This window comes from Ciceribacter sp. T2.26MG-112.2, assembly GCF_900492205.1.
Taxonomy (GTDB): domain Bacteria; phylum Pseudomonadota; class Alphaproteobacteria; order Rhizobiales; family Rhizobiaceae; genus Allorhizobium; species Allorhizobium naphthalenivorans_A.
This window is the reverse complement of sequence record NZ_UEYQ01000009.1, coordinates 16,789-41,943: the sequence shown is the minus strand read 5'-3', so window position 1 is coordinate 41,943 and position 25,155 is coordinate 16,789. Positions and strand designations below refer to the sequence as shown.

At 63.8% G+C, this 25,155-nt stretch carries 24 protein-coding genes; 18 read left to right on the top strand and 6 right to left on the bottom strand.

Features of this window, described 5'->3' with window-relative positions; translation table 11 throughout:
• Nucleotides 1-55: 55 nt before the first annotated feature.
• From DYZ14_RS14450 to lpxK, 6 genes are all read left to right on the top strand, one after another.
• Nucleotides 56-1,402 (top strand): TldD/PmbA family protein, encoded by a 1,347-nt coding sequence (locus DYZ14_RS14450; RefSeq protein ID WP_154721407.1) that lies wholly within the window; start codon nt 56-58, stop codon nt 1,400-1,402.
• A gap of 39 nt (nt 1,403-1,441) precedes the next feature.
• Nucleotides 1,442-2,251 (top strand): 3'(2'),5'-bisphosphate nucleotidase CysQ, encoded by an 810-nt coding sequence (locus DYZ14_RS14445; protein WP_154721326.1) that lies wholly within the window; start codon nt 1,442-1,444, stop codon nt 2,249-2,251.
• Nucleotides 2,252-2,312: 61 nt separating this feature from the next.
• On the top strand, nt 2,313-2,561 hold the full coding sequence (locus tag DYZ14_RS14440; protein WP_115671516.1) for a DUF4170 domain-containing protein: 249 nt from the start codon (nt 2,313-2,315) through the stop codon (nt 2,559-2,561).
• Between the two features lie 157 nt (nt 2,562-2,718).
• Nucleotides 2,719-4,038, top strand: coding sequence for a lipid IV(A) 3-deoxy-D-manno-octulosonic acid transferase (gene waaA, locus DYZ14_RS14435; protein ID WP_154721325.1), 1,320 nt, complete (start codon nt 2,719-2,721; stop codon nt 4,036-4,038).
• A gap of 23 nt (nt 4,039-4,061) precedes the next feature.
• Entirely contained in the window at nt 4,062-4,769 is a 708-nt protein-coding gene (locus DYZ14_RS14430) for an HAD family hydrolase (RefSeq protein ID WP_154721324.1), read from the top strand.
• 114 nt (nt 4,770-4,883) lie between these two features.
• Nucleotides 4,884-5,921 carry a tetraacyldisaccharide 4'-kinase gene (lpxK, locus tag DYZ14_RS14425; protein WP_154721323.1) on the top strand — a complete coding sequence of 346 codons (1,038 nt, stop codon included), beginning with the start codon at nt 4,884-4,886 and terminating at the stop codon, nt 5,919-5,921.
• A 16-nt stretch (nt 5,922-5,937) separates the two neighbouring features.
• Here the strand turns inward: lpxK and DYZ14_RS14420 are convergent, their stop codons facing one another.
• Complete coding sequence (locus DYZ14_RS14420) at nt 5,938-6,165, bottom strand: DUF2093 domain-containing protein (RefSeq protein ID WP_115671513.1); 228 nt, start codon at nt 6,163-6,165, stop codon at nt 5,938-5,940.
• Nucleotides 6,166-6,230: 65 nt separating this feature from the next.
• Complete coding sequence (gene mutL / locus DYZ14_RS14415; RefSeq protein ID WP_154721322.1) at nt 6,231-8,081, bottom strand: DNA mismatch repair endonuclease MutL; 1,851 nt, start codon at nt 8,079-8,081, stop codon at nt 6,231-6,233.
• Between the two features lie 379 nt (nt 8,082-8,460).
• Here mutL and DYZ14_RS14410 point away from each other — a divergent pair, with 379 nt between their 5' ends.
• The gene (locus tag DYZ14_RS14410; RefSeq protein ID WP_232365553.1) at nt 8,461-10,089 is read left to right on the top strand and encodes a response regulator; all 1,629 of its coding nucleotides are present in this window, start codon (nt 8,461-8,463) and stop codon (nt 10,087-10,089) included.
• Nucleotides 10,090-10,216: 127 nt separating this feature from the next.
• Nucleotides 10,217-11,578 (top strand): putative bifunctional diguanylate cyclase/phosphodiesterase, encoded by a 1,362-nt coding sequence (locus DYZ14_RS14405; protein WP_154721320.1) that lies wholly within the window; start codon nt 10,217-10,219, stop codon nt 11,576-11,578.
• A gap of 95 nt (nt 11,579-11,673) precedes the next feature.
• Here DYZ14_RS14405 and DYZ14_RS14400 read toward each other — a convergent pair whose 3' ends face one another.
• Complete coding sequence (locus DYZ14_RS14400; RefSeq protein WP_154721319.1) at nt 11,674-12,282, bottom strand: PRC-barrel domain-containing protein; 609 nt, start codon at nt 12,280-12,282, stop codon at nt 11,674-11,676.
• Between the two features lie 221 nt (nt 12,283-12,503).
• On the bottom strand, nt 12,504-13,391 hold the full coding sequence (locus DYZ14_RS14395; protein WP_154721318.1) for an SMP-30/gluconolactonase/LRE family protein: 888 nt from the start codon (nt 13,389-13,391) through the stop codon (nt 12,504-12,506).
• Nucleotides 13,392-13,782: 391 nt separating this feature from the next.
• On the opposite strand from DYZ14_RS14395, the gene DYZ14_RS14390 reads away from it, so the two are divergent.
• Complete coding sequence (locus DYZ14_RS14390; protein ID WP_419178306.1) at nt 13,783-14,520, top strand: LuxR family transcriptional regulator; 738 nt, start codon at nt 13,783-13,785, stop codon at nt 14,518-14,520.
• Nucleotides 14,521-15,012: 492 nt separating this feature from the next.
• Nucleotides 15,013-16,164, top strand: coding sequence for an Mrp/NBP35 family ATP-binding protein (locus DYZ14_RS14385; RefSeq protein ID WP_154721317.1), 1,152 nt, complete (start codon nt 15,013-15,015; stop codon nt 16,162-16,164).
• Between the two features lie 71 nt (nt 16,165-16,235).
• On the opposite strand, the gene DYZ14_RS14380 is transcribed toward DYZ14_RS14385, so the two are convergent.
• Nucleotides 16,236-16,955 carry an Hsp20/alpha crystallin family protein gene (locus tag DYZ14_RS14380; RefSeq protein ID WP_154721316.1) on the bottom strand — a complete coding sequence of 240 codons (720 nt, stop codon included), beginning with the start codon at nt 16,953-16,955 and terminating at the stop codon, nt 16,236-16,238.
• 15 nt (nt 16,956-16,970) lie between these two features.
• On the opposite strand from DYZ14_RS14380, the gene DYZ14_RS14375 reads away from it, so the two are divergent.
• The 8 genes from DYZ14_RS14375 to DYZ14_RS14340 all read left to right on the top strand — a co-directional run bounded on the left by DYZ14_RS14375 (nt 16,971) and on the right by DYZ14_RS14340 (nt 24,171).
• On the top strand, nt 16,971-17,948 hold the full coding sequence (locus DYZ14_RS14375) for a magnesium transporter CorA family protein (protein WP_232365552.1): 978 nt from the start codon (nt 16,971-16,973) through the stop codon (nt 17,946-17,948).
• A 16-nt stretch (nt 17,949-17,964) separates the two neighbouring features.
• On the top strand, nt 17,965-19,866 hold the full coding sequence (locus DYZ14_RS14370; RefSeq protein WP_154721314.1) for a potassium transporter Kup: 1,902 nt from the start codon (nt 17,965-17,967) through the stop codon (nt 19,864-19,866).
• 168 nt (nt 19,867-20,034) lie between these two features.
• Nucleotides 20,035-21,189 (top strand): cell wall hydrolase, encoded by a 1,155-nt coding sequence (locus tag DYZ14_RS14365; protein WP_195949958.1) that lies wholly within the window; start codon nt 20,035-20,037, stop codon nt 21,187-21,189.
• Between the two features lie 271 nt (nt 21,190-21,460).
• Entirely contained in the window at nt 21,461-21,823 is a 363-nt protein-coding gene (locus DYZ14_RS14360) for an AtpZ/AtpI family protein (protein ID WP_154721312.1), read from the top strand.
• Between the two features lie 69 nt (nt 21,824-21,892).
• Nucleotides 21,893-22,645 carry a F0F1 ATP synthase subunit A gene (locus tag DYZ14_RS14355; protein ID WP_154721311.1) on the top strand — a complete coding sequence of 251 codons (753 nt, stop codon included), beginning with the start codon at nt 21,893-21,895 and terminating at the stop codon, nt 22,643-22,645.
• Nucleotides 22,646-22,714: 69 nt separating this feature from the next.
• Nucleotides 22,715-22,942, top strand: coding sequence for a F0F1 ATP synthase subunit C (locus DYZ14_RS14350; RefSeq protein WP_006466154.1), 228 nt, complete (start codon nt 22,715-22,717; stop codon nt 22,940-22,942).
• Between the two features lie 81 nt (nt 22,943-23,023).
• Nucleotides 23,024-23,683: a F0F1 ATP synthase subunit B gene (locus DYZ14_RS14345; protein ID WP_154721310.1), complete on the top strand. Its 660-nt coding sequence runs from the start codon at nt 23,024-23,026 to the stop codon at nt 23,681-23,683.
• Between the two features lie 2 nt (nt 23,684-23,685).
• A complete protein-coding gene (locus tag DYZ14_RS14340) occupies nt 23,686-24,171 on the top strand; it encodes a F0F1 ATP synthase subunit B (protein ID WP_154721309.1) in 486 nt (161 codons plus the stop codon).
• 200 nt (nt 24,172-24,371) lie between these two features.
• Here the strand turns inward: DYZ14_RS14340 and DYZ14_RS14335 are convergent, their stop codons facing one another.
• Nucleotides 24,372-25,043: a ribonuclease HII gene (locus DYZ14_RS14335; protein ID WP_154721308.1), complete on the bottom strand. Its 672-nt coding sequence runs from the start codon at nt 25,041-25,043 to the stop codon at nt 24,372-24,374.
• Between the last annotated feature and the right edge of the window lie 112 nt (nt 25,044-25,155).

Here is a 25,155-nt window from a genome sequence, read left to right as displayed (position 1 = left end):
CCCTTGATGCCTTTCGTAATGCACAATAAATGGAGCGGGAATGAAAGGCCAAATCATGTCCAGCCAGATCGATTCCGCCAGCCTCCTCTCCCGTGCCGAGGAACTCGTCGCGCTTGCGCTCAAAGCCGGCGCCGAAAGCGCCGACGCCGTGGTCGTCCGTTCCCGCTCGACCTCGGTCAGCGTCCGTCTCGGCAAGGTCGAGCAGACCGATGCCTCCGAGGGTGACGATTTTTCGCTGAGGGTCTTCATCGGCAAGCAGGTCGCCAGCGTTTCGGCCAATCCCGGCTTCGATCTCAAGGTTCTGGCCGAACGCGCCGTCGCGATGGCGAAGGTCTCGCCGGAGGATCCCTATGCGGGCCTTGCCGACGCATCCGATCTCGCCCGCTCGGTCATCGATCTCGATCTGTTCGACCCGACTGAAGTGTCGAGCGACATGCTGCGCGAGGCGGCCCTTGCGATGGAAGCCGCAGCCCTTGGGGTGGACGGCGTCAGCAATTCGGCAGGCGCCGGCGCCTCCGCCGGCATGGGCGGCATAGTGCTCGTCACCTCGCACGGCTTTTCCGGCAGCTACATGGCCTCGCGCTTCAGCCGTTCGGTCGGCGTGATCGCCGGCGAGGGTACGCGCATGGAGCGCGACCACGATTTCGACAGCCGCCTCTATTTCGCCGAACTCGATACGCCGGAAGCCATCGGCCGCCGCGCCGGCGAGCGCGTCGTCAGGCGGATCAACCCGCGCCAGGTGCCGACCGACAAGGACGTCACCGTCGTCTTCGATCCGCGCGTCGCGCGCGGCTTCGTCGGCCACATCGCCGGTGCCATCAATGGCGCCTCGGTGGCCCGCAAGACGTCTTTCCTGCGCGACCGCATGGGCGAGCAGGTGCTTAAAGCCGGACTGAACATTACCGATGATCCGCTGAAAATTCGCGGCTCCGCCTCGCGGCCGTTCGACGGCGAAGGCGTGCGCGGCGAGAAGCTGACGATGATCGAGGACGGCGTGCTGAAGCACTGGTTCCTCTCGTCCTCGGCCGCCCGCGAACTCGGTCTGCACACCAATGGCCGCGGCGCGCGCGGCGGCACCTCGGTTTCGCCCACCTCCACCAACTTGGCGCTCGAGCCCGGAACGATCTCGGCCGAGGATCTGATCCGCCAGGTCGGCAACGGCTTTTACGTCACCGAACTGATCGGCCAGGGCGTCGACATGATCACCGGCGAATACAGCCGCGGCGCGACCGGGTTCTGGATCGAGAATGGCGAACTCACTTTTCCGGTCTCCGAGGTGACGATCGCCTCGAACCTCAAGGACATGTTCATGCGCGTCACGCCGGCAAGCGACATCGACCGCAAGTTCGGCGTCGCCGCCCCGACGATCGCCATCGAGGGCATGACCCTTGCCGGACGCTGACGGGTGGGCGAGCGAAGCGGCGGGCCGAAAGAGGCGGACATGACGGGCAAGAAGACTTTCGACTGGCAGGCGGACATGACGCTGATCGCCACGGCCGCACGTGAGGCCGGCGCGGTGGCGCTCAGCTATTTCGGCCAGTCGCCGGAAGTCTGGTGGAAGAACGAGGGCCATTCGCCGGTCAGCGCCGCCGACTATGCCGCTAACCGCTGTCTCGAGGATCAGTTGCGCACGGCTCGCCCGACCTATGGCTGGCTGTCGGAAGAGACCGACGACGACCCGGCGCGGCTGGACTGCGAGACGCTCTTCGTCGTCGACCCGATCGACGGCACGCGGGCCTTCATCAACGGCCGCAGGACCTGGTGCGTCAGCGTCGCGGTGGTGCATCAGGGCAGGCCGGTGGCCGGCGTTCTGGTGGCGCCCGCGCTCGACGAGGAATTTGCCGCCTGCGGCGATGGCCCGGCATTGAAGAACGGCCGGCCGATCACCGTGGCGCCGCATCGGCCGGATGAACGCCTGCGCGTTGCCACCCCGCAGGACATCGTCTCCGCCTTCGATGCTGTGATCCGCGCCCGCATCGAGCGGGTCGAGCACATTCCCTCGCTCGCCTATCGGCTGGCCATGGTCGCCGAGGGCCGGATCGACGCCACGCTGGTCAAGCGCAATTCCCATGACTGGGATCTCGCCGCCGCCGACCTCATCCTCGAACGGGCCGGCGGCCGGCTTGTCGACCTTGCCGGCGAACGGCTTTGCTACAATCGGGCTGAGGTGAGCCATGGCGAGCTTTGCGCCGCCACCGACGGCGAATTGCCGGACCTGCTGAAACACCTGCTTCTCCTGCCGCGCGGTTGACCTTTTGCGCGAAATCGAGCAGAGGAAGGTGGGAGATAATCCGAATTGAGAGAAACCGAGAATGACGGAATCCAGCGATAAGAAGCAGCTTCTTCACCTCGTCTTCGGAGGCGAATTGTCGAGCCTGGAAGACGTTCAGTTCCGCGACCTGAATGCGCTCGACATCGTCGGCATGTTCCCCGACTATGCAAGCGCGCTCGCCGCCTGGAAGGCCAAGGCGCAGCAGACGGTCGACAATGCCCATATGCGCTATTTCATCGTGCACATGCACCGCCTGCTCACCCCGGGCGGCAAGACCATCGAGAGCTGAAGACTTTTTTCGGCAACGGCCTGTGGACGAAGTCCCGCGCCGTTGCCGCCTGTCACTTTTAAAACGTAGTTTTGAAGCATCTGACTATTGCGTAGCCACACCCCGGAAAGGGCGAAATGGCGTCCATGATGAACAGAAACGGTCCCGCACAATGGCGATGAGCGATGGTCTTGCATCGTTGATCATAGCCTCCTACGGCTGGGCAGGCATTGCCGCCTATCCGCTGACGGGGCCTTTGCTTGCCTTGCGCGCCGCCAAGGGCAAGGAAGATCGTGCCCGCCGCCTGGAGCGCTACGGCTACCCGTCGATCGACAGGCCTGCCGGCCCGCTGGTCTGGATGCACGCTGCCAGCGTCGGCGAGACGCTCGCCATCGTCCCCCTGATGCGGGAACTGCGTCGCCGCGACATCAACGTATTGTTGACCACCGGTACCGTCACCTCGGCCGAGCTCGCCCGCTTCCGTCTCGACGGCGAGATCCTGCATCAATATGTGCCGCTCGACGTGAAGCCGGCAGTGCGGCGCTTCCTCGCCTATTGGCGGCCGGATGTGGCGATCTCGGTGGAATCGGAAATCTGGCCGACCACGCTGATGGAACTGCACAAGCGTCACATCCCGCAAATCCTCGTCAATGCACGGATCTCCGATCGTTCCTTCGACCGCTGGCGGCGCCATGCGTCGATCGCCGAGGCGCTGTTCTCCAAGCTGGCGCTGGTGATCGCCCAATCCGATCTCGACGCTGAGCGGTTCCGCGACCTCGGTGCCTGGCCGGTCAACGTCTCCGGCAATATCAAGGTCGACGGTGATGCGCCGCCCTGCGACGAGGCGGTGCTGGAGCGCTACCGTCAGCAGATCGGCCCGCGCAAGACTTGGGCGGCGATCTCCACCTTCGAAGGCGAGGAGAAGATCGGCTGTATGGTCCATCGTGCGCTGAAAGCCCATACCGGCCTCTTGTCGATCGTCGTTCCGCGCCATCCCGAGCGCGCTGACGAGATCGAGGCGATGATGATCGAAAAGGGGCTGAAAGTCGCGCGTCGCACCCGCGAGGACGTCATTACCCCGGATATCGACGTGTTCTTGGGCGACACGATCGGTGAGATGGGCCTTTACCTCCGCCTGACCGAGATCGCTTTCGTCGGGCGTTCGCTCACCGGAGAGGGTGGGCAGAATCCGCTGGAACCCGCGATGCTGGGTTGCGCCGTCCTGTCCGGACCCAAGGTCGGAAATTTCCGCGAGAGTTACCAGCGCCTGGTGCGCAACGGCAGTGCGCGCATCGTCCGCGACGCCGAAATGCTGGCCAAAGCCGTGCACTTCCTGACGACCAATGACCTCGCCCGTCACAAGATGATCGATGCCGGCATGGAGAGTATCCAGGAGATGCGCGGTGCGCTGATGGCGACGGTCAAGGGCCTGGAGCCCTATATCAATCCGCTGACCGTCCAGGCCCGGCTCGAGCCGCGCGCGGCCGGCCGCGCCTGATGATGTCGGAGGACCACCGCGTCATGACTTCGCCCTCGGACATTGCCGGCATCCTTTTCGACAAGGACGGCACCCTTCTCGATTTCGACGCGAGCTGGGCGCCGGTCAATCGCAAGCTGGCCCAGATCGCCGCTGTCGGCGATAGCGAACTTGCCGACCGGCTGCTGGTCGCCTGCGGCATGGACCCGGTGTCCGGCCATCTCGTGCCCGATAGCCTGCTGGCAGCCGGCAACAGCCGCGAGATCGGCGAGGGGCTGATCGCCGCCGGGGCGCCCTTCGACCTGGAAGCACTCGTGCCCCTCATCGATGATCTTTTTGCCGGTGCCGCCGAGCTTTCCGTCCCGGTGACCGAACTCGAGCCATTGTTCGCCCGGCTGCGCCGGCGGGGCCTGAGAATCGGCATCGCCTCCAGCGACAATGAGCGATCGATCCGGGTTACGGTCCAGCGCTTCGGCATTGGCGACTATGTCGATTTCGTCGCCGGCTATGACAGCGGCCACGGCTCCAAGCCCGGCCCTGGCATGGTCTTGGGCTTCTGTGCCGAGACCGGGCTTGCGCCGCATCAGGTGGCAGTGGTCGGCGACAACAATCACGACCTTCACATGGGCCGCAATGCCGGGGTGGGCCTCAAAGTCGCGGTGCTTTCCGGCACCGGGTCGCGCCAGTCGCTCGAAGAGGCCTGCGACATTCTTCTCAACGACATCACCGAGCTCGAGGCTGCCCTCAGCTGACCGACCTGTCCCGGAATGGCACGCTCGACTTGACGAAGGCCATGCGGTCTGGCTCTGTTGCCGCAAGTGCAAAGCCGTGGCACAAAGCCCGCGGATAAAGGAAAACGGTAAGACATGGTATCGGAAGCGCCGCCGTTCTGGTGGATGGAGCCCGACTGGCGTGCCTGGAGCCTGGCGCCGCTTTCCTTCCTTTACGGCCGGATCGCGGGCTATCGGATGGGGCGAAAGCGCCGCCATGCGCCGCCGGTCCCGGTGATCTGCGTCGGCAACTTTACCGTCGGCGGCGCCGGCAAGACCCCGACCGCCTTGACGATCGCCCGCGCCGCCAAGGCGAAAGGGCTGAAACCCGGCTTTCTCAGTCGTGGCTATGGCGGTTCGCTCGACATCACCACCGTGGTCGATCCCGAGCACCACCGCGCCGTCGATGTCGGAGACGAGCCGCTGCTGCTCGCGCGCGAGGCGCGGACCGTTATCTCAAGACGCCGGGTCGCCGGTGCCGAACGCCTGGTCAAGGAAGGCGTCGACCTCATCATTATGGACGATGGCTTTCAAAGCGCACGGCTGGCCGTCGATTTCGCCCTGGTGGTGATCGATACCGGTCGCGGCGTCGGCAACGGCCATATCGTGCCGGGCGGCCCCGTGCGTGCCCCGATCGCCGTGCAGATGCGGCATCTCGACGCCATCCTCAAGGTCGGCGACGGCAATGCCGCCGACCGGCTCGTGCGTCAGGCGGCAAGGGCGGGCAAGCAGGTCATGGTGGCCAAGCTTCGGCCGCAAGGCGATGCCGGACTTGCCGGCCGCCGCGTGCTCGCCTTTGCCGGCATTGCCGATCCGGGAAAATTCTACCGCACGCTGGAATCGATCGGCGCCAAGATTGCCGCGACGCGCGACTTTCCCGACCATCACCATCTGAGCGACGATGAGATCGACGACCTGATCGCCCATGCCGAGGCAAGTGGCCTGATCCTTGCGACCACTGCCAAGGACATGGTGCGGCTGATCGGTGGTCATGGACGTTCGGAGGAATTGCGGCGGCGGGTGAGCGTCGTCGATGTGGAGATGGCCTTCGACGATCCCCAGGCGCCGGGCTTCATCGTCGATCGTGCCGTCGAGGCCTGCCGGGCGCGGCGGCTGAAGGGGCCTGCGCGCTGAGGGAAAATTTGCCCGATCAGCGCTTCTGGTTGGGAAGGGCGCCGGCCCGCTTTTCCGCTTCGAGAGAGGCGGCGGCGTCGATGTAAGGTTCCTGCCGCGCGACGCTCCAGTATTTCAGCTCGTCGATCATGATCGGCTGGCCGGTGATCGCGCAGGTGACGTAGGAGCCCGGCGACAGGATCTGGAAGTCCGCGTCGAGGTAGCGGATCTTGGCTTCCCGGCTTCCGCCTTCGAAACGGTTCATCTGGCGAGGTCTCCTGCGTGTAACGAAACTGCCATAGCGCGCCATCGTCGCGATTTCCAGCCTTTTCAGCTTCGCCCGAACAGCCGCTCGATGTCGGAGAGCTTGAGTTCGACATAAGTCGGCCGGCCGTGATTGCACTGGCCCGAGCCCGGCGTCTCCTCCATCTGCCGCAGAAGCGCGTTCATCTCCTCGACGCGCAGTTGCCGCCCGGAGCGCACCGATCCATGACAGGCCATGGTGGCGGCGACATGCTCCAGCTTGCCGGAAAGCCCCAGCGCCGTGTCCCACTCGGCAATCTCGTCGGCGAGTTCGCGGATCAGGCCCGGCACGTCCATCTCGCCCAGCATGGCCGGGGTCTCGCGCACCGCGATCGCGCCGGGCCCGAACCGCTCGATGGCGAGCCCCAGTTGTTCGAGCGACGTGGCATGCACCATGAGGCGGTCGCAGTCTTCCTCCGGCAGGTCGACGATTTCCGGGATCAGCAGGCCCTGCGACGGCAGGCGCCGGCCGGAAAGCGCCTTGCGCATCTGCTCGAACACCAGCCGCTCATGGGCGGCGTGCTGGTCGACGATCACGAGCCCGTCCCTGGTCTGCGAGACGATGTAATTGGCATGGACCTGGGCGCGGGCGGCCCCGAGCGGGTAGGCGACCGGTTCCGCCGACGCCCCCGGTGCCCCCGGCGCTTGCCCAGCGCCAGGACCTTCGCTGCGGGCCGCAGGCATCGCCGTTTCGCCGAAGGACGCCTGCGCCGCCTCGCCGAATCCCGGTCGATAGTCGGTATTGCCCGTCTCCTGTGAATGGGGGGCGGCGAAGGGCCGGTAGGGCGACGACTGGAAACTCCAATTGCCGCCGGATGTCGCGGCAGCCGTCGGGCGGAAACCGGGCCTGAAGGCGCGCAGCATTCCCTCCGCCCCGGTGGTCGAGGCACGGTCGCCTTCGCGCTTCAAAGCCTCGCGGATGGCGCCGACGATCAGGCCGCGCACGAGACCCGGATCGCGGAACCGCACATCCGATTTTGCCGGATGCACATTGACGTCGACCAGCGCCGGATCGAGTGTCAGCGCCAGCACCGCGACCGGATAGCGGCCCTGCGGCATGGTCTCGGCATAGGCGCCGCGGATCGCCGAGAGGATCTGCTTGTCCTGCACCGGCCGACCGTTGACGAAGGCATATTGATGGGCGGAATTGCCGCGATGGAAGGTCGGCAGGCCGGCAAAGCCGCCAAGGTGCACATCCTCGCGTTCCGCATCGAGCGCGATCGCATTGTCGCGGAACTCTGCGCCGAGCACCTGGGCTATGCGCGCCAGATGATCGTCGCCGGTCGCCGGCAGTTCCAGCGTCGAGCGGTCGCTGCCCGACAGCACGAAGCGGATCGCCGGAAAGGCGATCGCCATGCGCTTCACCACTTCGGTGATCGCGGCAGCCTCGGCCTTTTCGGTCTTGAGAAATTTCAGCCGGGCCGGGGTGGCGAAGAACAGGTCGCGCACTTCGACCGTCGTGCCCGGATTGGCGGCGGCCGGCCGAACGGGGGAGACCTTGCCGCCGGCGACCACGATCTCGGCTCCTTCCGAACTGCCGGCCCTTCGGCTGGCGATGCTGAGCCTGGCGACCGAGCCGATCGACGGCAGCGCCTCGCCGCGAAAGCCGAGCGAGCGGATGTCGAACAGCGTGTCGCTGATCTTCGAGGTGCAGTGGCGGCGGATGGCAAGCTCGAGATCCTCCGCCTCCATGCCAGAGCCGTTGTCGGCGACCCTGAGCAGGCTCTTGCCGCCGCCGGCCGTGGCGATCTCGATGCGCGTGGCGCCTGCGTCGATGGCGTTCTCGATCAATTCCTTCGCCGCGCTCGCGGGTCGTTCGATGACCTCGCCGGCGGCGATCTGGTTGATGAGTGTTTCGGAGAGTTGCTTGATGGTCATTTGACCATTTTCGAGGATTCGGCGCTGCGAGGGAAGCGGTAACTGCACCGGTTGCGCGAAAGCGGGACAACTGGCATGCGCCATTAAGATCGCCTTAAGCTTGAGCCGATAGTTTCAACGCAGACTTGAAATGTTCTCCGGCAATGCTGCCTAGCCAGCAGGGGGAGGGGCGGTGCCGAAACGTCCTTCATTCCGCCCCACGCCAATTCAAGGCTTCCTTCGGCATGTCCGGTTGCGTTGCGTAAAACATAGTAGCTTCGGCCGGGTCGCCCAGCACCCCGGCATTTTTCGAAGCGACATCGTAGATGCGTAGCACCAGTATTGGTGACGACAGGCCAAAAGGGGATGATGGATGGTGAGCGGGGTATCGGATGCATCGTTGCAGACGACCATGCTCGACGCCGTCTCGGAAGCCTTGGCCGTGGCTTTCATCGTCTACGATCGCAACGATGAGTTGATCTATGCAAGCCGCCTGATCCGCAACTACTTCCCCGTTCCCCCGCAGTATTTTACGCCCGGCACGCGGCTGCGCGACTATCTCGGGGCACTCTATGACGCCGGCTGGCGCGGCGCGGCGACGGCCGGTCGCGACGATGCGGCGCAGAGCAGGGACGAGTGGATCGCCGAGCATATTTCCGCCCATTGGCGCGAACGCTCCGAAGTCCAGCAATGCGATGGCCAGAGCCGCTGGACCCGGCTCACCAAGCGCAGGCTCGCCTCCGGTCACGGTATCTGCGTCATCACCGATATCACCGAGCAGAAGAAGCGCGAGGAGCAATGGCGCGCCGACATCGAGCGCGTGCAACTGACCGAGGAGATCCTCGACAACCTGGCACAGCCGGTCTTCGTCCAGGATCGCAGTCTCGGCATGGTCGCGGTCAACAAGGCCTTCTGCCGCTTCATGGATATTTCGGCCGAAAGCGTGTTGGCGGGACCACTGGCAGGCGCATTTGCCGACGATATTGCCGAGCGGCTGACCAGCGTTTCCCGGCATGTCCTGGAGACCGGGACGCCTTCGGCGACGGCGGTCGAGCTTCAGCCCGGCGCGGGCATGGTGCGGCGGGTCGTCCTGCGCAGTCTGCGCGTCGGCAAGCCCGGCCGCTATTTCGTCGTCACCAGCTTCGACGACATGGCGCAGGCTCCAGCCGATGACGGAGACCATGCGACGCTCTCGTCGGTTTCAGGAACAACCTATCCGCCGGAAGACGCCCGTACGCGTGCCGAGCACAATGCCGCCCCCCAGGGTCGCAAGGCCCTGCTCGTCACCGGCGACACCGATTTCGAGGCAAAGAGCCTCAAGACGCTGCAGCGCCTCGGGCTCGACGCCTGCTGCGTGCGCGATGCGGCCGAGCAGGAAGCCTTTCTCAGCGTCGCCCGCTCGGTCGGCGTCAGGATCGATCTGATCCTGGTCGACACGCAGATGGACGTCAAATGCCTGGAAGTGGCAGACGCCTACGGCATCGGCACCATCACGCTGGACGGCTTCCAGCTCGATACCGAACTCGCCTTTCACGTGATGGAAAAGCTGGCCGGGCTGGAGCCGGAGGGAGCTGCCGATGATTGGCAGATCAATGCCGCGGAAGCCGAACGCAATCCTCCCCTCGAGCATCAGGCGGCGCCGTTCGTCCTGGTCGCCGAGGATAACGACATCAACCAGATCGTCTTCGCGCAGATCCTCGAGGGGCTGGGCTATGCCTATCGGATCGCCGCCGACGGCGAGGAAGTCGTGCGACTGTGCGACGAGTTGAAGCCCGACATCGTGCTGATGGACGTCACGCTCCCGGTCGTCAACGGCTTCGAGGCATGCCGTCGCATCCGCGAGATGGAACGCGGCACAGGGCGCACCACGCCGGTGATCGGCGTCCTGGTTCAGGCTTTCGAGCGTGATCGTGACGAGTGTTTCGCAGCGGGAATGAACGACGTGATCCTGAAGCCGCTGAGCCCGGATGCCGTCGAGGTGATGCTGACCCGCGCCATTCCGGCCAAAAAGGGCGCCGCTGCCCTTTGAGCGTGCTGTCAACCCCCCAAATAATGGGTCGGGTGGGCGACGCAACTCTGCGGAAACTCTATTATTTTTTAATGTTTGGCTTTCATCCTCACGAATGAGTGAAGAGGATTCTTTCCAGGATGCGCCGATGGGCCCTGCCGGACCAACATTGCCTCAGGTGAGCCAGAACGAGCTTCAGGCGATGGCCTATACCGATCAGCTGACCGGCCTCGGCAACCGGTACCGGCTGCGCGACAAGGTTCGACTGCTGGCCGGCGAGCGCGCGGCCGATCCTGCGCCCTTCACGGTCGCCATAGTCAATCTCGACGGCTTCAAGCCCATCAACGATCTGTTCGGCTCGGTCGCCGGCGACGAGATCCTTTGCCAGGTGGCGCATCGGCTGAAGGCCTGCGTTCCCGATGGCGCCACCGTCACCCGTCACGACGGCGACGAATTCGCCATCATCCTGCCGCTGGTGTTCGAGCGGCTTGGTGCGGAGCGCACCGGCCAGATGATCAAGGATGTGCTGTCGGCGCCCTATGATCTGGGCGATCGCAATGTCCGTCTCTCCGCTTCGCTTGGTTTCGCCGTCTATCCGTTCGCCGGCGCCGATTTCGAAGAGCTGATGAAGAGCGCCGAAACGGCGCTCTACCGGTCCAAGCGCCGCGGCCGCGGCCAGATCACCGTCTATTCGCGCGAGATCGCGCAGGAAATGAAGCGCGCCACGCAGCTCGAGCAGGCGCTGCGCAATGCCATCATCACTGATAATGTCGACGTTCATTTCCAGCCGATCGTCTCGCTCGCCGACAATCGCGTCCTCGGCTTCGAGGCGCTGGCCCGCTGGAACGACCCGGATCTCGGCTTCGTCTCGCCCGCCATTTTCGTGCCGCTCGCCGAGGAGCGGGGCTTCATCGACATGCTGTCGGAGACCCTGTTGCGCAAGGCGGCGGAGGCGACGCTCGCCTGGCCGCGCGAACTCTTCCTGTCGTTCAACCTGTCCTCGGCCCAGCTGATGGACCCGCGCACGGCCTCCAACACGCTGTCGATCCTGTCGGCCGTCGGTTTCGATCCGCGCCGCCTCGAACTGGAGATCACCGAGACCGCGGTAATGACCTCGGCCGACACGGCACGCCGCATCATCAACGATCTGCGCCAGGCGGGCATCCGCATTTCCCTAGACGACTTCGGCACCGGCCAGTCCAGTCTCGGCCGTCTGCGCGACTTCACGTTCGACAAGGTCAAGATCGACCGCGCCTTCGTCTCGGCGATCAGCACCGACCGCACGTCGGAGCACATCATCAAGGCGATCGTCACCATGTGTGAAGGGCTCGATCTCGAAGTGGTGGCAGAGGGCATCGAAACCGCATCCGAAGCCGAAAAGCTGCGCCGTCTGGGCTGCGGCATGGGGCAGGGCTACTATTTCGGCAGGCCGGCGGACGCCGCAGCAACGCTGCGTTATCTCGATACGCACCACCATGAATTCGCTCTCGTCGAGCGAGCCAGCGCCTGAAACGATACAGGCGCCTCAGGCCCCGTTCCAGACAAGCAAAAAGGGCGATGCCGAAGCATCGCCCTCGAAGGGATCAACACGTCCCTCGTTCCAGGTTACTTGGTAACCGTCGACGAGGTGGTGGTGTTGTCGGTCGGGGTCATGGTCGAACCCGCGTCAGCCTGGGCGTCGAGCTTCTTGAACTCCGGAGCGCCCTTCAGCGTTTCGGCGGTTTCCATGGTCGTCAGGCGAAGTTCGTCAGCATCGTCTGCGTCACGGGTGACCGTGATCTTGCTCATCGGAACGGCGACATCCTTTTCGCCGATGCCGAGGAAGCCGCCGACACCGATCACTGCAGCGACGATGCCGCCCTTTTCTTCAATGATCAGGTCGTTGATCTCGCCGATCGATTCATCGCCCGAGGTATAGACCGACTGACCGATGAAGTTGTTGGCGCTGAGCTGGCTTTCGCTCTGCTCGGTCAGATAGGTATCGGTCGTGGCAGCCATGTTGGAGTTGGCGGCGGCCGGATCGGACGGCGTCGTTGCGGCAGCATTCGGCGCCGTGTCGGTCATCGGAGCGACGACCGGAGCCTCGGTGCCGGTAGCGGCCGGAGCCTCGGTACCTGCTGCCGGGGCGGTCGCATCCTGGGCATAGGCGAGCGGAGCGATTGCGGTCGAGCCGAGCAGAACAGCGGCGGCGAAAGCGTTGAGGGTCTTTTTCATGGTGGACCTACCTTTCCTCTGAGATGGTCTTGCGAAAGACGCGATCGGCTTGGCCCTTGGGATGGGCGGAGCCGATCACGCCGGTTCGAGAGGAAAATGCGTGTCGTCCCTATTCGTTCCCACGCTCTTGCCGGTAATATTTTCATCCTGGCAGGGAACAATTTTGCGTGTCGGGGTAGATCTGCGACAAGGGGCCGGCGGATACCGCCGGCTCGAATTCATCAGAGCTTGAAGGCGGGCTCGATGCGGCCTTCGACGGTTGCGCCCAACTCGAACGTTGCGCCCGCCAGAGGATCGGCAGCGCGTCCGGTGTCGTCGAGGCCCTCCCAGCAGGAGGTGACGATCAGCCGATCGGCATTGCGTCCGATGAAGGCCGGGCAGGTCACGCGCTGCGCCGGCAGGTCGTAGCGGGCCAGGTGGCGGCCCTGCGGATCATATCGGTCCACCCCGCCGCCGCCCCAGCGCGCATTCCAGATATCGCCCCTGGCGTCGCAGACCGAGCCGTCGAACACGCCCGGCCGGTCACGCCCATCGATGAACAGGCTGGCATCGCCGGTCGGAAGGCCGGTCGCGGCGTCCAATGGAACACGCATCAGCGTGTTGACCTTGGAATCGACGAAATAGCCGGTGGCCCCGTCGGGCGAGAAGCAGATCGAATTGGCAATGCTGACCTTGTCGAAAAGCTTGGTCACGGTCTGGTTGGCGACATGGTAGATCGCGCCGGCGCCGGTTGCGGCATCCTTGCCCATCGTGCCGATCCACAGTGCGCCGGAAGGATGCACGCGCCCGTCATTGGAACGATTGCCGAGGCTCGACGGCTCCAGTTCGCAATAGGGGCTGAATGCACCGGAGGCCACCTCGCGCAGGAACAGGCCCTGGTCGGACGCGACGAGATGGCGGTGACCATCGATCCGGGCGATCACGCTGCCCATGAAGGGCAGGGCCTGCGTGATGACTGACCCGGTGGCGAAGTCCCGCTGCCGCAGGCTCTGGCCGAGAATATCGAACCACCAGAGGCAGTCGAGTTCGGGATCGTAAAGCGGGCCCTCTCCGAGTGCCAGCTTCGTCTCGTCGAGGACCTTCCCTCCAAACGGATGGTGTGACGTCACTTGTCTTCTCCCATGGGCGTGTCGATGCAAATGGTTTTCGGACCCCGTATTGACAGGGGTTTACCGTAAAATAAAGTTAGTTGCTGGACTGCGATCCATTTCTGCGGCTATTGTCCACTGCGTCGGCAGGCTGGATTCGTAGGCAATCCGTCAGGCTGGTCTGGCGCAGTCGATACAAACCTTCCATTCCGTGTCAAAACGACTGGTCGCATCAATCAGAAGCGGTGTGGGGAAGAACATAATTGACGATTGTCATGCGTGGTCGGGTGCGTTTCTAGGGGGGCGGACAAGCTGCGCAAAAAATCCGCCTTTGGTTCCACCGGAGGCCGGGATCTTGTGCAGCCTGGGATTGTCGCCTGTTGATTCTGGGGCCTTGCGAAGAAACTGTACAATGAATGTGATGCACACTGACGGCGCCGACCGTATCGCGGACTACGTCGCCGAGATCGCCGGATTCAAGACCCAGTTCGATGTCTTCCGTTTCATGAAGCGGTTGACGGAGCACTATGGTGCGCGCGCGTTCATGGTGCTGAACCTGCCGGCGGCGACATCGCTTGATCTGTCGAGCAATTCCATCATCACCAATTGGCCGGCCGACCTCATCTCCGAATACGACCAGACCGCGCTGCTGGCCTCGAGCCCGATCCTGACGCGCCTGCGGCTCGCCACCGCGCCGTTCACCTTCAATATCGACCATGTCGCCAAGCAGCGCGACGCGCGCACGACGGATATCTCGAAGTCGATGTTCGAGCGCTACCGCATGCCGCGCGGCGCCTATTTTCCCGTCCATGACGCTTCCGGAATGCGCGGTGCGGTGTCGTTCGCTGGTGACAGGCCCGAGTTCACGGCCGCCGAGATGATCGAGCTGATGTATCTCTCGGTTCATGTCTACAATCGACTGGCCGAGATCCGCGAACTCGACAACCGCGCGACGGACATGCTGACCGAGCGGGAGATCGACTGCCTGAACTGGACGGCCGCCGGCAAGACCAGCGTCGAGATCGCCGAGATTCTCGGCCTGTCCGAGCACACCATCAACCATTACCTCAACCGCGCCACCAAGAAGCTCGACACCGTGAACCGCACGCAGGCGGTCGCCAAGGCGCTGAGGCTCGGACTGATCAAGTAGGGTGGGTCCGCCCGGCTTACTCCGGCGTTCGGATCTTCGCTCCCTATTCCGCCGGCCGGTATGGACTGCCTCAAATTTGTTCTTGCCGCGATTGGTCCGCACAAAACACGGGCAGGCCGGCCGCAGCCTGCCATGGCACTTGATCCATCCATCCCGTTATCTCCTTGAAATCCGGCATGAATAGGCGGCATCACCAGACTGGCACGCTTTCTGCATGGATAGAAGCAAGTCCAGAGGGGACGTTGCAAGTCACCTGAAAAGGGTGCGGCAAGGGAAGCCGTCGTCAAGAATGCCCGCCACTCCGGGCATGATTTGGCGGCGGTCTTCTTTTTTCAACAACTTTCGGTTTTCTTCAGCCCGCAACCTGCCGCCCGGACCTTCCGCCGCAGGTTGGCCTGCCCATGCGCGTGCTTTTCCGGTTGGCGAACCGGGTCCGGTCCACTATCTAGGGCACAGCCGGCTCCCTTCGGAGCGGAACGCTGAGAGGGTGGAATGCGCGCAGTCACGAGAGATGAGGTTCTGGAGACGCTGAAGACCGTTCGAGGTCCGGGTTTCGAACGCGACGTGGTCGCTCTCGGCATGGTTTCCGACGTCTTCATCTCGGACGGCAAGGTGTATTTCTCCATCACCGTGCCCGCCGAGCGCGCCGACGAACTCGAACCGCTGCGCCAGGCTGCCGAACGCGCGGTCAAGGCAATGCCCGGCGTCAAGGGCGCGCTGGTCAGCCTGACCGCCGAGCGCAAGGCGGGCGCGGCACCCGCAGCCAGGCCGCAGCCTGCCGCGCACGGCCACGCCCATTCGCATGCCCAGGCCCAGGCGCCGTCCGGCCAGCGCCCGGCCAGGCAGACCATTCCCGGCATCGGCGCGATCATCGCGGTCGCCTCCGGCAAGGGCGGCGTCGGCAAGTCGACGACGGCGGTGAACCTCGCTTTGGCGATGAAGGCCAACGGCCTCAAGGTCGGCATCCTGGATGCCGATGTCTACGGCCCCTCCCTGCCGCGGCTTATGGGGATCACCGGCCGTCCGCAGCAGATCGAGAACCGCATCATCGTGCCGATGGAAAATTACGGTATCAAGGTCATGTCCATGGGCTTCCTGGTCGATGAGGGCACGGCGATGATCTGGCGCGGACCGATGGTGCAGTCGGCGCTGATGCAGATGCTGCGCGAAGTCGCCTGGGGCGACCTCGACGTGCTGGTGGTCGACATGCCGCCGGGCACCGGCGACGCACAATTGACCATGGCCCAGCAGGTGCCGCTGTCGGGCGCCGTGATCGTCTCCACCCCGCAGGACCTGGCCCTGATCGACGCCCGCAAGGGCCTCAACATGTTCAACAAGGTCGAGGTTCCTGTTCTCGGCATCGTCGAGAACATGAGCTATTTCATCGCCCCCGATACCGGAAACCGCTACGACATCTTCGGCCATGGCGGGGCGCGGGCCGAGGCCGACAAGATCGGTGTGCCCTTCCTCGGTGAAGTGCCGTTGACGATCGCCATTCGCGAGACGTCGGATGCCGGAACGCCGGTTGTCGTCTCCGATCCGGAGGGTCCTCAGGCCAAAGTCTATCGCGAGATTGCCGAGAAGGTGTGGAACGAGGTTCAGGCCCGCTCCGGCCGCACCGCGCCTTCGATCGTCTTCGAGTAGGAATGACCGGGCAGCGGGAAATCAACCGCCGCCCCAGGCGAACAGGGGCGGCGGGATAGCGCGACCTGTTGTTATTTTTCGATCGCGATCTTGCGTTCGGCCGGAGCCGTGTTCGGCTTCTTGGGCATGGTGACGGTCAGCACGCCTTTGTCGAACTTGGCGGCGACCGCAGCCTCGTCGACACTCGAAGGCAGGCGCATCGACCGCTGGAAGCTGCCATAGCGCCGTTCGACGACATGGTAATTGTCCTTGTCGTCCTTCTTTTCCATCTTCTTCTCGCCCTTCAGGCACAGCACGCCGTTCTGAATGGAGATGTCGATGTCGTTTTCGGCAATGCCGGGAAGTTCGGCGGTCAGCACGATATTGTCGTCCTTCTCGACGACGTCGATCGATGGCGCCAGAAAACCTTCGCCTTCGGATGCTGAGAGCAACTTGTTCTTGCCGAAGAAGTTTTCGACGACCTGATCCATTTCCTTGCGCAAATCGGCGAAGGGATTGTCGGACCAGAGGCTCGGAAGAATACTTGGTGACTTGTCTGCCATGATTTCCTCCACGAAGTTAACATTCCGATGGTCGGAACAGAGGCGATAGTAGGGCAAAGCGACTGCCGCGCCTTGATGCAAGTCAACTTTGGCGTTTGGTGGGAGCGAGTTGCGCGCGGTTCGACTCTGGGTAAAAGGGAGCCCCGGGGGTGGCCGGACGCTTGCCGCACCAAGGCTCTTGCATTTTTCTCCGGCGAGGTGTTTGGTCGCCCTCCAGTGATCAGCTTCCGCCGGGAAACGGCGTGCCATGAGAGTGTTTCGAATTTGATCAGGGCGTATCGACCCGACGGCACGGCGGAGATCATCTCTGCGAGCGATCCGCGAACCAGTCTCGACCCCGCCATCCTGTGGCTCGACCTCGTCAATCCGGACCGGGGCGAGGAGGCGCTGGCCGAGCGACTGCTCGGCGTGCCCCTGCCGACGCGCGAGGATCTCAAGGATATCGAGCCGTCGAGTCGGCTTTATGTCGAAGACAGCGTCGTCTTCATGACCAGTTCCCTGGTCTATCATGTCGAGACCGACCTGCCGGAACTCACCGACGTCGCCTTCATTCTTAGCGGCAACCGTCTCATCACCATCCGATACGCCGAACCGCGTGCCTTCGCCTTGTTCAGCGCGGCGCTCTTGCGGGTTCCCGGCTGCTACCAGACCGGCGCGGAAATGTTGGGACGCCTGCTCGAGACCGTCGTCGATCGAACGGCGGAAGTGCTGGAGATCGGCTTGGCGCGCCTTGATGCGCTGTCGGCCGAGGTCTTCGTCGACCGAAAAGCGGCCAAGCGCCGGCCGCCGCGCTTCCTTGAGGACAAGCTGATCGACATTGCCAGTCATCATCGCCTGGTGAGCAAGACGCGCGACAGCCTGATGTCGCTGTCGCGCCTGGTCACCTTCCTGCGCTCGCAGCCGCTGGTCCGCAAGGACCGGGAGGCGGATGAACTGTGCCGCATCGTCGCCCATGACATCCAGTCGCTGTCCGAGCATGCCGGCTTCGTATCGAACAATATCACCTTCCTGCTCGACGCCTCGCTCGGCCTGATCAGCGTCGAGCAGAACGCCATCATCAAGATATTCTCGATCGCCTCTGTCGTGTTCCTGCCGCCGACCCTGGTCGCCTCGATCTACGGGATGAACTTCCAGTTCATGCCGGAACTCCACTGGCCGTTCGGTTACGCGCTGGCGCTCGTCGCCATGCTGCTGTCGGCGATCATTCCATTCCTCTTCTTCCGCTGGAAAGGCTGGCTCTGAGAAGCCAGGTGTCCCCATGACCCAGGAAATCAGCGAAGTACCGGCAGCGCCCAAGGACTTCCGCACTCTGTTCTGGCTCGGCCTCGGCTCGGTCGGCGTCGTCTATGGCGATATCGGCACGAGCCCGCTTTACGCCTTCCGCGAAGCGTTGAAGCCGATCGCCGAAGGGGGCATCGAACGCGAGGAGATCATCGGCCTGATCTCGCTCATCATCTGGACGCTCACCATCATCGTGACGCTCAAATACGTGCTCTTCCTGCTCAGGGCCGACAATGACGGTGAAGGCGGAACGCTGTCGCTTCTGGCACTTCTGTCGAAGAAGGTCGGAGGTCATGGCTCGGTGCTGATGATCCTCGGGCTTGTCGGTGCCGCGCTGTTCCTCGGGGATTCGATGATTACCCCGGCTCTCTCCGTTCTCTCGGCGGTCGAAGGCTTGAAGCTCGTGACGCCCGACCTCGAACGCTTCATCGTGCCGATCTCCGCCGGCATCCTGATCGGAATCTTCGCGGTCCAGTCGCACGGAACGGGCGCCGTCGCCAAGTTCTTCGGACCGATCACGGCCGTATGGTTCGCGGTCATGGCCATCGGCGGCATCGTCCATATCGCCGACGACTTCGGCATCCTTGCCGCTTTCAATCCGTGGCATGCGGTGACTTTCCTCCTGCGCGAGGGCTTCCTCGGGATCGTCGTGCTCGGCGCCGTCTTCCTGACCGTGACCGGGGCCGAGGCGCTCTATGCCGACCTCGGTCATTTCGGCCGCAGGCCGATCCAGTGGGCGTGGTTCATGCTGGTCTTTCCGGCCCTGGTGCTCAACTATCTCGGGCAGGGTGCCCTGGTGATGAAGCATCCGGAAGCCGCGTCCGATCCGTTTTTCCTGATGTTTCCGGAATGGGCGCTGCTGCCGGTCGTCATCCTGGCGACGGCCGCCACCATCATCGCCAGCCAGGCGGTGATCACCGGCGCGTTCTCGCTGGTGCGCCAGGCGATCCATCTCGGCTTCCTGCCGCGCATGCAGATCCTCTTTACCTCGGAAACCCATACCGGGCAGATCTACCTGCCGACGGTGAATGCGCTCCTGCTTCTGGGTGTCCTCGCGCTCGTCGTTCTGTTCCAGAGTTCCGAGGCACTGGCGACCGCCTATGGCATTTCGGTGACGGGGGCGATGGTGGTGACCACCATCATGGCCTTCAGCTTCGTTCGCACCCGGTGGAACTGGAGTGCCACCACGTCGATCGTCCTGCTGCTGCCGCTCTTCGTCCTCGAACTCGTCTTCCTCGGCGCGAACATGCTCAAGGTGCACGACGGCGGCTATGTGCCGGTCCTGTTCGCCGGCGGCTTCACCGTGGTGATGTGGACATGGCGCCGCGGCACGGCGATCCTGTTTGCCAAGACCCGCCATGCCGACGTGCCGCTTGGCTCGTTCATCGCCTCGATCGAGAAGAAGAGCGAGCACGCGCCCGTCAGTGTGGCCGGAACGGCGATCTTCCTCACCAGCGATCCGCAGACCGCGCCAGCGGCTCTCCTGCACAATCTCAAGCACAACCATGTCATCCACCAGCGCAACATCATCCTCACCATCAAGACGGTGAACCGGCCAAGGGCGACCGAGGAGGAGCGCTTCCTAGTGGAGCAGCTGTCCGATCGCTTCTCGCGTGTCGAGATCCGCTTCGGCTTCATGGAAAACCAGAATGTCTCGAAGGCGCTGGCCAACCTGCGGCGCGGCGGCCTGAAGTTCGACATCATGTCGACCTCCTTCTATCTCGGCCGGCGCAAGCTGGTTCCGGATGCGAAATCCGGCATGCCCTACTGGCAGGATCGCCTCTACATCACGCTCGCCAACACCGCGACCGACCCGTCGGACTATTTCCGCCTGCCGGCCAATCGGGTGGTCGAGCTGGGCTCTCATGTCATTATCTAGCGGCATTGCCCCGCAATGATCCGAAAGCCGCCGTGTCCCGGCGGCTTTTTTGTGCCTGCCGCGTCACGCTTGACACGCCCATTAACCAAGCATCAAGGTTAATGCCGGATATTTCTCTAATATAGCCGTGGTAACGTATGGAGTACCGGTTTGCGTTCGAGAAGCCGTTTGCTGAAGCTGTCCGCCGCCCGTGTGGAGAAGTGGACTTCGCCCGTGGTCTTTGGCCTCGTGTCATGGCTCGCCTTTCCCTCGATCGCCGCCCAGGCCGACCTCGCCGGGCTGATTACCGGCACCGACCGGGGCAGCAGCAACTGGCGCATGGTGCTGACCACATCGCCCGTCGGGTCTATCCATCAGGCGCAACTCGCCTTTGCCGACAACCAGGCCTCGTCCGCGCTCAACAAGGACAGCGGCATCCTGCTTCCCGACGGCCGCAAGATCGCCTTTGACGGCGGCAAGACCGAAGCCGACCCGCTGCCGGACGAAGACCGGGTGACCCGCAGCCTGAAGAAGGGCAGGGTGATCGCCGTCGAGGCGATGCAGCCGCCCAAGGCCTTCACCGCTGGCTCGGTCCTGAAGCGCACATCCTCTCTTTTGACGCCGAAGAGGAAAGCCACCGAGCTGACCGCTTTCGTCCGTTCCAAGGCCAAGCCGGTCGAACTCGCGGCCTTCTATTTCAAGAAACAGGAACCGGCGGCCGACATCGGCGTGCCGCCCATGCTCGCCTCGCTCGTCACCAATCGCCACGCCGACGTGCTGGCGACGGCCTATGCGCCGCCCGAACCGGATTTCGCCAGCGTTTCGCCGTTCGACGCACTTTTGACGAAGAAGCCGGAGGCGGGTCGGTTCGTGCCGAAGATCGGGCCGCAAGACCACGCGTGGGCAGCCAGCGTCCTCCCGCCCTCGGTGTTTTCCGCCAGCGAGCAGCAGTGCCTGGCGTCCGGTATCTACTTCGAAGCGCGCGGCGAATCGGTCAAGGGCCAGGCGGCGGTCGCCCAGGTCATCCTCAACCGCGTCCGCAATCCGGCCTATCCCGCGACAATCTGCGGCGTCGTCTACCAGAACGAGGCTTGGCGCAACCGCTGCCAGTTCTCCTTCGCCTGCGACAATATCAAGGACCGGGTGAACTCCCAGCATCACTGGAAGGTCGCCCGCGAAGTGGCGCTTGCCGTCACTGCCGGCAAGATCTGGCTGAAGGAAGTGGGCTCATCCACCCATTATCATGCCGTCTACGTCCGTCCGGGCTGGGCCCGCACGATGAAGAAGGTCGGCCGGATCGGCCTGCACGTCTTCTATCGCACCTATGGCGGCGGCTGGAGCTGATCCCCAGCCAAAAGACCGCATTGCCTGCGACCATTGGCGGGGTTTTGCCGCCAAGTGGCCCCCAAAAATCGGCAGTTTCAACTTAAGTATATGATTTTCCCCGGTTAATTTGTGGTGAAACTTGCCCTTGGTATGCCTTGACTATAGGGGCTCTCAAAATTATGGTGCGCGCGACTTCAAGACGGGCTGGAAGGGTTCAAATCCTGCCGTATCTACATTGCTGTCGGGCCGGATCGGTCCGGAGAAACGCAGAACGGATAGCGAGGCGAACATGACGGAAAACCGTAAAGAGGGTCTGGAAGAGCGTCGCAGGCGCCTGGCTGCCGAACTGGCGGTCAAGGGCGTCGAGACGAGGGGCGAGAAGGCCGCCGACGAGCGGGCCGAGCAAAACCGCAAGGGTTATGCACAGGCCATGAAGCTCTCGAGCGAATTCATCTCCGCCGTCGTCGTCGGTGCGATCCTGGGCTATCTTTTCGACCGTTTTGTCGGTACTGCGCCCTGGGGCATGATCGTGCTTCTGTTGCTCGGGTTCTGTGCCGGTGTTTTGAACGTGCTGAGGGCTGCGGGTAAGGTGGCATCGCCCCACCCGGCGGACCGCGGCACGGAAGCGGAGAATGAGCGCGACGCCGGCTGATCAGGGCTGCGACGTGCGAAACAGTCAGAACGCCCCCATGGGCGGGCTAAAAGCGAAAGAGACCAGACGGTGGCAAACGATCCGACTCATCAGTTCCAGATCCAGAAGATTGTTCCGATCGAGATCGGCGGGATTGATTTTTCGTTCACCAATGCTTCGCTGTTCATGGTCGCGACGGTCGCCTGCGCGTCCGCCTTCCTCTATTTCTCGACCTCGAGCCGCGGTCTGATCCCGACCCGCGCCCAGTCGGTCGCCGAGATGTCCTATGAGTTCATTGCCTCTATGCTGCGCGAAGGCGCCGGCAGCCATGGCATGAAGTTCTTCCCCATGGTCTTCTCGCTGTTCATGTTCGTGCTGACCGCCAACCTGCTCGGCATGGTGCCCTACTTCTTCACCATCACCAGCCAGATCATCGTCACCTTCGCGCTGGCGATCTTCGTCATCGGCACCGTTCTGGTTTACGGCTTCCTCAAGCACGGCTTCGGCTTCCTCAAGCTGTTCGTGCCCTCGGGTGTGCCGGCGGCGCTGCTCTTGCTCGTCGTGCCGATCGAAGTGATTTCCTTCCTGTCGCGCCCGATCTCGCTTTCCATTCGTCTGTTCGCCAACATGCTGGCCGGACACATCACGCTCAAGGTGTTCGCGGGCTTCGTCGCCTCGCTTGGAACCATGGGCGCGCTGGGCATTGGCGGCGCCATTCTGCCCCTGATCATGACCGTCGCTCTGACGGGTCTCGAGTTCCTCGTCGCCTTCCTGCAGGCTTATGTCTTCGCGGTACTGACTTGCATGTACCTCAACGACGCCATACACCCGGGCGGGCACTAAGGATCACCGACATTGACGCCATTCGGTGTCAGTCATCTGCCGCAACAAACATCTCGAAGGAGTTCATTCATGGAAGCGGAAGCAGCAAAGTACATCGGCGCAGGTTTGGCTTGCTTTGGCATGGCCGGCACGGCTCTGGGCCTCGGCAACATCTTCGGCAACTACCTGTCCGGCGCACTGCGCAACCCGTCTGCCGCTGACAGCCAGTTCGGCCGTCTGGTATTCGGCTTCGCCGTTACGGAAGCTCTGGGCATCTTCTCGCTGCTCATCGCTCTCCTCCTCCTGTTCGCCGTCTGATATCGGCCAGGTTTCTGGGTCACGGCGCGCCCCTGAGGCGGCCGTGATCCTTCGCATTTGAGAATACACCTGGAGGTGAGCATGTTCGTGACCCCCGCCTATGCGCAGGAAAACCCGGCGCCGGGCCAGACTCCCGCGGAAGCAGCCCCTGCACAGGGCCAGGTTCATACGGAAGAAGCACCCGCACACGGCGAAGTTCATACCGAGACCGGCGTTGCCCAAGACGCGGGGCATGGCGGTGGCGTTTTCCCGCCGTTCGACCAGTCGACCTACGCCTCCCAGCTGCTGTGGCTGGTGATCACGTTCGGTCTTTTCTACGTGCTCATGCAGAAGGTCATCGTGCCGCGCGTCGGTGGCATCCTGGAAAACCGGCACGACCGGATTGCCCAGGATCTCGACGAGGCCGCCCGGCTGAAGGGCGAAGCCGATACCGCGATTGAAACATACGAGCGCGAGCTTGCCGCTGCCAGGGCCAAGGCCGGGCAGATCGCCGCAACCGCGCGCGACAGCGCCAAGGCCAAGGCCGACGCCGAGCGGACCGCCATCGAGGCGGAACTCGCCGGCAAGGTCGCAGCCGCCGAGGCCCGCATCGCCGAGATCAAGGCGAAGGCCTTCGCCGAGGTCGACACCATCGCCGTGGATACGGTCGGCTCCATCGTCGAGCAGCTGATCGGCGCCAAGGCGACAGCCGCCGACATCAAGGCTGCCGTCAGCGGCGCCGCCGCAAAGCAGGGGGCTTGATCATGCACTTCGACGCAACATTCTTCGCCTTCGTCGGTCTGGTCCTGTTCCTGGCTCTGGTCGTCTATCTCAAGGTTCCGGCCATGATGGCGAAGTCGCTTGACGCCCGCGCCGACAAGATCCGTGACGAGCTGGCCGAAGCCAAGCGCCTGCGCGAGGAAGCCCAGCACGTCCTGGCCGAATACCAGCGCAAGCGTAAGGAAGCCGAGGCGGAAGCCGCCGGCATCGTTGCCGCCGCTGAACGCGAGGCAGCCATGCTGACGGCGGAAGCCAAGCAGAAGACCGAGGAGTTCGTGGCGCGCCGCAATGCGCTCTCCGAGCAGAAGATCAAGCAGGCCGAGACGGAAGCCGTCAACGCCGTGCGCTCGGCGGCCGTCGACTTGGCGATTGCCGCAGCCGAAGCGGTACTGGCCAAGAAGACCGATGCCGCCGTGCAGGACAGCCTGTTCAAGGGGTCGCTTGGCGAGGTCAAGGCACGTCTCAACTGAGCTTGCCGAATATTGTGAATTGGAAGGAGCCGGGTGGAGACGCCCGGCTTTTTCTTTGCTTGTGCCCGGCGAGCAAGGGTTCCTTCGTCCCGATGGCCGTCCACCTGGCAGGCCTTGGGCGGCATCGATCGGCAAGGCGCGGCGACAGGCGGGTGGTGGCCCGACCGGGCCGGCTCCGCCCCGCCCGGGGCGGCAATGGCCTATTCGCAAATCTCTTCGCCATCGCGGCGCAAGGGCCTGAAACTCATCCGGTGAAGAAGGCAGGGCCCGTGGATCGCGATCGCGGTGCGGTGGCGCTCGGTGCCGTAACCGGCATGGCTGTCGAAGCCGTAGGCGGGAAAGGAAAGCCCGGCACGCGTCATCATCCGGTCGCGCGTCACCTTGGCGATGATCGAGGCGGCGGCGATCGACAGCGAGCGCGAATCGCCCTTGACCACGGCCTTGCCCGTGCAGATCAGCCCATCCGGCACATCCCGGCCGTCGGCGAGCACATGCAGCGGTGAAAGCGCAAGCCCGGCTACGGCCCGACGCATCGCGTCGAGGCTGGCCTTGCGAATATCGCGCGCATCGATGTGGCGGGGCGATGACGAGGCGATCGAAACTGTGGCCACGGCAAGGATCTCGTCGAACAGGCGCTCCCGGTGCGCCGCGGTCAGCTTCTTCGAATCGTTGAGGCCGGCGGGAATATTGCCCTCGTCCAGAATGACCGCCGCCGCCACGACCGGGCCGGCGAGCGGTCCTCGCCCAGCCTCGTCCGTGCCGGCCACCGGAAACCAGCCGCGCCGCGCCGCCAGTCTCTCGAACTCGAAATCGGGTCCGGCGGGCAGGTCGGCAAAAAAACTCGGAGAATCGGGTGGCGTGCGAGATTTCATGCGGCAGAAATCGCACGCGCACCCGATCTCCTGCAAGTCCCCGGCATCGACGGCGCGCAGGGGAAGCGAACCGCCGAAGCGGCAGCCAGGGACTTTTCTTCCGGCACGAGGC

Excerpts from the sequence above, each read along its gene's own strand:
- DYZ14_RS14400 (WP_154721319.1), bottom strand. The coding sequence starts at position 12,282 with ATGAAAAAGACCCTCAACGCTTTCGCCGCCGCTGTTCTGCTCGGCTCG.
- DYZ14_RS14450 (WP_154721407.1), top strand. The coding sequence starts at position 56 with ATGTCCAGCCAGATCGATTCCGCCAGCCTCCTCTCCCGTGCCGAGGAA.
- DYZ14_RS14440 (WP_115671516.1), top strand. The coding sequence starts at position 2,313 with ATGACGGAATCCAGCGATAAGAAGCAGCTTCTTCACCTCGTCTTCGGA.
- DYZ14_RS14445 (WP_154721326.1), top strand. The coding sequence starts at position 1,442 with ATGACGGGCAAGAAGACTTTCGACTGGCAGGCGGACATGACGCTGATC.
- DYZ14_RS14335 (WP_154721308.1), bottom strand. The coding sequence starts at position 25,043 with ATGAAATCTCGCACGCCACCCGATTCTCCGAGTTTTTTTGCCGACCTG.
- DYZ14_RS14370 (WP_154721314.1), top strand. The coding sequence starts at position 17,965 with ATGACCCAGGAAATCAGCGAAGTACCGGCAGCGCCCAAGGACTTCCGC.
- DYZ14_RS14420 (WP_115671513.1), bottom strand. The coding sequence starts at position 6,165 with ATGAACCGTTTCGAAGGCGGAAGCCGGGAAGCCAAGATCCGCTACCTC.
- DYZ14_RS14380 (WP_154721316.1), bottom strand. The coding sequence starts at position 16,955 with ATGGCACGCCGTTTCCCGGCGGAAGCTGATCACTGGAGGGCGACCAAA.
- DYZ14_RS14345 (WP_154721310.1), top strand. The coding sequence starts at position 23,024 with ATGTTCGTGACCCCCGCCTATGCGCAGGAAAACCCGGCGCCGGGCCAG.
- lpxK (WP_154721323.1), top strand. The coding sequence starts at position 4,884 with ATGGTATCGGAAGCGCCGCCGTTCTGGTGGATGGAGCCCGACTGGCGT.
- DYZ14_RS14385 (WP_154721317.1), top strand. The coding sequence starts at position 15,013 with ATGCGCGCAGTCACGAGAGATGAGGTTCTGGAGACGCTGAAGACCGTT.
- DYZ14_RS14405 (WP_154721320.1), top strand. The coding sequence starts at position 10,217 with ATGGGCCCTGCCGGACCAACATTGCCTCAGGTGAGCCAGAACGAGCTT.
- DYZ14_RS14390 (WP_419178306.1), top strand. The coding sequence starts at position 13,783 with ATGAATGTGATGCACACTGACGGCGCCGACCGTATCGCGGACTACGTC.
- DYZ14_RS14340 (WP_154721309.1), top strand. The coding sequence starts at position 23,686 with ATGCACTTCGACGCAACATTCTTCGCCTTCGTCGGTCTGGTCCTGTTC.
- DYZ14_RS14360 (WP_154721312.1), top strand. The coding sequence starts at position 21,461 with ATGACGGAAAACCGTAAAGAGGGTCTGGAAGAGCGTCGCAGGCGCCTG.
- waaA (WP_154721325.1), top strand. The coding sequence starts at position 2,719 with ATGAGCGATGGTCTTGCATCGTTGATCATAGCCTCCTACGGCTGGGCA.
- mutL (WP_154721322.1), bottom strand. The coding sequence starts at position 8,081 with ATGACCATCAAGCAACTCTCCGAAACACTCATCAACCAGATCGCCGCC.
- DYZ14_RS14430 (WP_154721324.1), top strand. The coding sequence starts at position 4,062 with ATGACTTCGCCCTCGGACATTGCCGGCATCCTTTTCGACAAGGACGGC.
- DYZ14_RS14350 (WP_006466154.1), top strand. The coding sequence starts at position 22,715 with ATGGAAGCGGAAGCAGCAAAGTACATCGGCGCAGGTTTGGCTTGCTTT.